5 protein-coding genes are annotated in these 4,712 nt (G+C 42.0%); 3 read left to right on the forward strand and 2 right to left on the reverse strand.

The window, feature by feature from the left end:
• Positions 1-519 precede the first annotated feature (519 nt).
• Complete coding sequence (larC, locus tag EWV68_RS11015) at positions 520-1,776, reverse strand: nickel pincer cofactor biosynthesis protein LarC (RefSeq protein WP_072319824.1); 1,257 nt, start codon at positions 1,774-1,776, stop codon at positions 520-522.
• Here larC and EWV68_RS11020 point away from each other — a divergent pair.
• The gene (locus EWV68_RS11020) at positions 1,753-2,394 is read left to right on the forward strand and encodes an L-threonylcarbamoyladenylate synthase (RefSeq protein ID WP_061432674.1); all 642 of its coding nucleotides are present in this window, start codon (positions 1,753-1,755) and stop codon (positions 2,392-2,394) included. The two genes, larC and EWV68_RS11020, sit on opposite strands and share 24 nt — an antisense overlap.
• Positions 2,395-2,709: 315 nt before the next feature.
• A complete protein-coding gene (locus EWV68_RS11025) occupies positions 2,710-3,120 on the forward strand; it encodes an Hsp20/alpha crystallin family protein (protein WP_061432673.1) in 411 nt (136 codons plus the stop codon).
• Positions 3,121-3,178: 58 nt separating this feature from the next.
• On the opposite strand, the gene hpf is transcribed toward EWV68_RS11025, so the two are convergent.
• Positions 3,179-3,778, reverse strand: a complete 600-nt coding sequence (gene hpf / locus EWV68_RS11030) for a ribosome hibernation-promoting factor, HPF/YfiA family (protein ID WP_061432672.1) — start codon at positions 3,776-3,778, stop codon at positions 3,179-3,181.
• Positions 3,779-4,614: 836 nt separating this feature from the next.
• Between hpf and EWV68_RS11035 the strand changes: the two genes are divergently transcribed.
• A partial coding sequence (locus EWV68_RS11035) for an IS4/Tn5 family transposase DNA-binding protein (RefSeq protein ID WP_141705406.1) occupies positions 4,615-4,712 on the forward strand: 98 nt, incomplete at its 3' end.

Consider the following 4,712-nt stretch of genomic DNA (forward strand, 5'->3'; position numbering starts at 1 on the left):
AATTATAGATGATTTCCTGACCTAAGATCACATTTTATTCTTTTTTCCACTTCAATCTAAGAATTGAGAAAAAAGCAAAACCTTATATTATACCATAAAAAAATTATGCAAGAGGTCTACTGACTATAACGGGGCAAACGATTATATTCAAATTAAGAATACTGGTACACTTAGCCTATCGTATGCAAATTTGGGGGTCGGTAGTTCTGCTTTAGATACAGCCATCTATCAAAGCGGTGACTTAATTGGAGTAGTTCAAGATATAGTCATTTCAGATAAGTCTGATACACTCTAGACCAGTTAAACCCTTATGAACTCTGGCATTGATATTCTCAATCTTAATTGAAATGACTATAACACCAGTATTGCGTTAACCAGTTATTACTTTCAATTTGTTTAGCATCGCCTCGTAGGTTGGTTTCTATAAAAAAAACGAGTTTCTTTAAGAAACCCGTTTTCTTTGATCGCTAATGCTTACTCCTAAATTGCTCGACAAAACATAATAAATATCCTCTTTATTCAGTCAGAAGTATTTTCTTGCCAAACAGCCAATGCCATTTGATGAACAGATCGCCAAGGTAGATGATGCTGACGGGCAATAGCGGCACAATCTTCGTATTCTGGTTGTACGGTAATCGGTTGATTAATTGACTCTTTGTAGGCAACTTTTAGCCGAATTTTACCATAGACAGTATCGATCGATTGTATCTCTCTTTTTAAGATTGATCGCTCTTGAATCGTCCTTCTAATGCCTAAAGTTGTGGTTTCCTGAAAGATCATACTTTCACAAATCGCAATTTTATCCAAGGCACAAATTACTGTCAAGAGTATCCCTAAACGAGATTTTTTCATAGTAATTGCTTGACTAAATACATCCAAGGCACCCACTTGTAATAAAGACTCGCTTAAGTAGGCGATCGCTTGCGGATTTAAGTCATCAATTTGAGTTTCTAAAACTGCCACGGTTTCCCTTTCATCTAGCTTTTCTGGTGTTTTTTTCCCTAACCAAAGCCGGACAAGATTGGGAATCGGTAAATCTTTTGTACCTGCCCCTAAACCGACCTTTTCTAACTGCATTTTCGGCGGTTTACCGAAACTTTTAGCTAAAGTTGTCACAATAGCTGCCCCCGTGGGTGTTACTAACTCCGCTTCGATGCCATTACTATAAATTGGTACTTGTCCCTGACTAAACAATTGTACTACTGCTGGCACGGGAACCGGTAAACGACCATGGGCGGCCTGAACTGTACCGCCGCCGGTGGGTAGAGAAGAACAGTATAATTCACTCACCGATAGCCAATCCAAACCCAAACAAGTCCCGACGATATCAACAATGGCATCGGTTGCCCCCACTTCGTGAAAATGCACCTTTTCCGGCGCGATCCCGTGAACGGCTCCTTCTGCGATCGCAAGTTGTTGAAAAACCGCTAAACTCCATTCTTGGACTTTCTGGGGTAAATTTGCCTGTTTAATTAAATTTTCAATCTCCGGTAAATGGCGAGCGGGGGTATGATGGTGATGGTGGTGATGATCAGCAGACTTCTCGGCAGTGACATCGACGTGAACCTTAGTGGCAATTTGACCGCGACGATGCACTTTTTCGGCCCTTAACTGATATTCATCCTCGATTCCTAAAGTTTGTAGTTGTGCAATCAGGTATTCTAGGGGGACTCCTAAATCTACTAATGCCCCTAAACACATATCCCCGGCGATTCCCGTGGGACAATCCCAATAGGCGACGATTTTGCTATCATGGCTACTATTTACTCTCTCCATCCCGAAAATCCCCAGCAACGTTCTATCCAAGAAATCTGTCATGCCCTTAAAAATGGGGCAATTATGCTTTATCCTACCGATACTGTCTACGCGATCGGTTGCGATCTCAATGTGAAATCTGCCGTCGAACGAGTTCGCCAAATCAAGCAACTATCTAATGATAAACCCTTGACGTTTCTCTGTTCTTCTTTGTCGAATATTTCCGAGTACGCAGTGGTCAGCGATTATGCCTATAAGATTATGCGACGAGTCATACCCGGTCCCTACACTTTTCTCTTACCGGCGACTAAATTAGTGCCGAAAGTGGTGATGAATCCGAAGCGGAAAACCACCGGTATCCGGGTTCCCGATCACGTTATCTGTCGCACTATTATCGAAACCCTAGAAAATCCCATTATCTCTAGTTCTGCCCATCTTCCCGATCAGGAGGGGGATTTTCCCACCAAGGGATTAGAATCCGCTAGGTTATTCGATGCCCTCGATCATATAGTTGATTTAATTATCGAAGATGGTTCGGCTCCCGGTTCGGAAGTGTCAACAATTGTTGATTTTACCGGCGATCAACCGGATATCGTGCGTCAGGGTTTGGGTTGGCCGGAATTACAACAATGGTTTTAACGAAGGCAAAAGGCAAAAGGCAAAAGGCAAAAGGCAAAAGGCAAAAGGCAAAAGGCAAAAGGCAAAAGGCAAAAGGCAAAAGGCAAAAGGCAGCTTTGTTCTCCCCACACCCCACACCCCACACCCACACCCCACACCCCACAACTTGCCACTGATAACTGATAACTGATAACTGATAACTGATAACTGATAACTGATAACTGTATCGGTTATTGCGACTTTTTATTTCCTGAAAACCGCCTTGTGTAAGCCAAGTTAGTTGCTTAAGATAGATGTAATCGCAGTCAGAGAAAACCTCTCAAGGAAATTATTACTATGGCTTTCACTCTTTATTCTCCCTTCCTAGAAATTAATTCTGTTCAACGTCAAATCGATCAACTTTTTCAAGAAGTATTACCGACAACTTCCTTGGTATCTCGTCCACCGGTGGAAATCTCTGTTAATGAGGATTCCGTGGAATTAAAAATCGAATTACCTGGTGTGGATATTAAAGATATCGATGTGGAGGTTAGCAAGCAAATGGTGGCTATTAACGGGCAACGTCAACGCCCTGCCGAGGTAGAAAACAGCGAATTTTATTATGGTAAATTTAGTCGCTTGATTACCCTGCCAGTAGAGGTGCAAAATAGCCAAGTTACCGCTAACTATCAAGACGGTATTCTTTATCTCACCCTCCCGAAAGCGGTGGCAGAAAAAAATAAAGTGGTGAAAGTTAATCTTGGTTAGATGAGAAAAAGACTGGAGAATTTCTCCAGTCTTTAGTTTTATTTGTGGTCGCTAACTGTTAATTGGATTCTTTGCCATTTACGTTAACGGGACGGGGCTGAATAACACCAAAACCGCCGTGATTGCGTTGATAGATAACGTTGATTTCGTTAGTGTCTTTGTTGCAAAACATATAGAAATCGTGATCGACTAATTGCAATTGTGTTAGTGCTTCCTCAATAGTCATCGGTGGCATGGCAAAGTATTTCATCCGCACTACTTCCGCAGGTAATTCGGGAGTGCGATCGCCAATTAGGCTATCATCTAAGGGTTTCTCTTGCACCACCTCGCTAGTTTTAACGGGGGCGTTGGTGCGATGATCCACCAATCTTTCTTTATACTTGCGGAGTTGACGAGCGATTTTATCAGAAACTAAATCAATACTCGCGTACAAATTTTCGCTTCCTTCTTGAGCGCGAATCACTGTCCCATTAGCATAAACCGTTACTTCCGCTTTGTGGCGATCGGGAATGCGTGCATTCTTTTCCACGGAGAGGTGAACATCGACCTTTGTGGTTATGCCGTTAAAATGTTTCACCGCTTTCTCCAGCTTTTGTTCCACATAATCATGAATAGGTTCGGTGACAGCGATATTATTGCCCTGAATCAATAGCTTCATACTCACTACTCCATCTAAAAATTTTGCTATGGACTGCCCAGATCAACTATTTTTAAGGGATGTTGATGCCAGGAATTTAATCCTCAAAAAAACTGCTCGATCGCGCTGTTGATTGAAAGTCAATTAGAGGTCACAGTCTAGATATTGTCGGTGTTTTCGTTCTCTTTTTTTTGTCGGATCGCGCGGAAAATTCATCGGGTCGAGCGCCTATTTGCAACTGGATTTATCTACCTCTATTCTAACAAGTTTCTTTAAACCTTCTCTTAACAGAAATGCGAAGTTCTGTTAACTTTCATTTAAAGAAACTGATTTTTGCCGCCAGCAAGGGAATCCGGTGATTGTTTCTCCTGCTCGACGGTTAACCTCGGAATAGATGGGATAACCTTAGATTAGCACTTAGTATTCTCCCCAACATCTATATCTTCCCTTCTTTTAATTTTCCTTTGCGCTCCTTCACATTTCTTAAATAATTTGACAAATCTCGCCATGAATGCTTAAAAAATACCTCGTCTCTGTGGGCTAAAAATTCGGGCAATTACGCCCTATTCTTTGGCAACAGCGATCGCTGGTGGGGCGAGAATTGCTAATCCCGACTTACCTGATATCCTGCTAAGTAGGGAGGCACAATTATTTGTAGGATGGGTTAGCGGTAGCGTAACCCATGCGGGCGTTGGGTTTCATGCTTCAACCCAACCTACGTTCATCTTATATTTAATTCCACCCACCCACATTAGTCGGATCTTTCTTAACAAAAAGAGAAGAAACTTAAAAAAAAGGGGAAACGATTGATAGGTATAGTTTTGAAAGAAGGAATCAAGGTGGAGGTAAGCAAAAAAATGGAGAAATGGGCAGCCCAAGAATTACAGTATGCAGACCTAGGGGACACCAGAAGAAAGAAAAGGTTAATCAGTATCGTAGAAAACTTGGCCAGCCA

The organism is Microcystis sp. M_QC_C_20170808_M9Col, assembly GCF_007095495.1.
GTDB classification, from domain to species: Bacteria; Cyanobacteriota; Cyanobacteriia; order Cyanobacteriales; family Microcystaceae; genus Microcystis; species Microcystis aeruginosa.

Coding starts and splice junctions, on each gene's coding strand:
- hpf (WP_061432672.1), bottom strand. CDS start 3,778: ATGAAGCTATTGATTCAGGGCAATAATATCGCTGTCACCGAACCTATT.
- EWV68_RS11025 (WP_061432673.1), top strand. CDS start 2,710: ATGGCTTTCACTCTTTATTCTCCCTTCCTAGAAATTAATTCTGTTCAA.
- EWV68_RS11020 (WP_061432674.1), top strand. CDS start 1,753: ATGGCTACTATTTACTCTCTCCATCCCGAAAATCCCCAGCAACGTTCT.
- larC (WP_072319824.1), bottom strand. CDS start 1,776: ATGGAGAGAGTAAATAGTAGCCATGATAGCAAAATCGTCGCCTATTGG.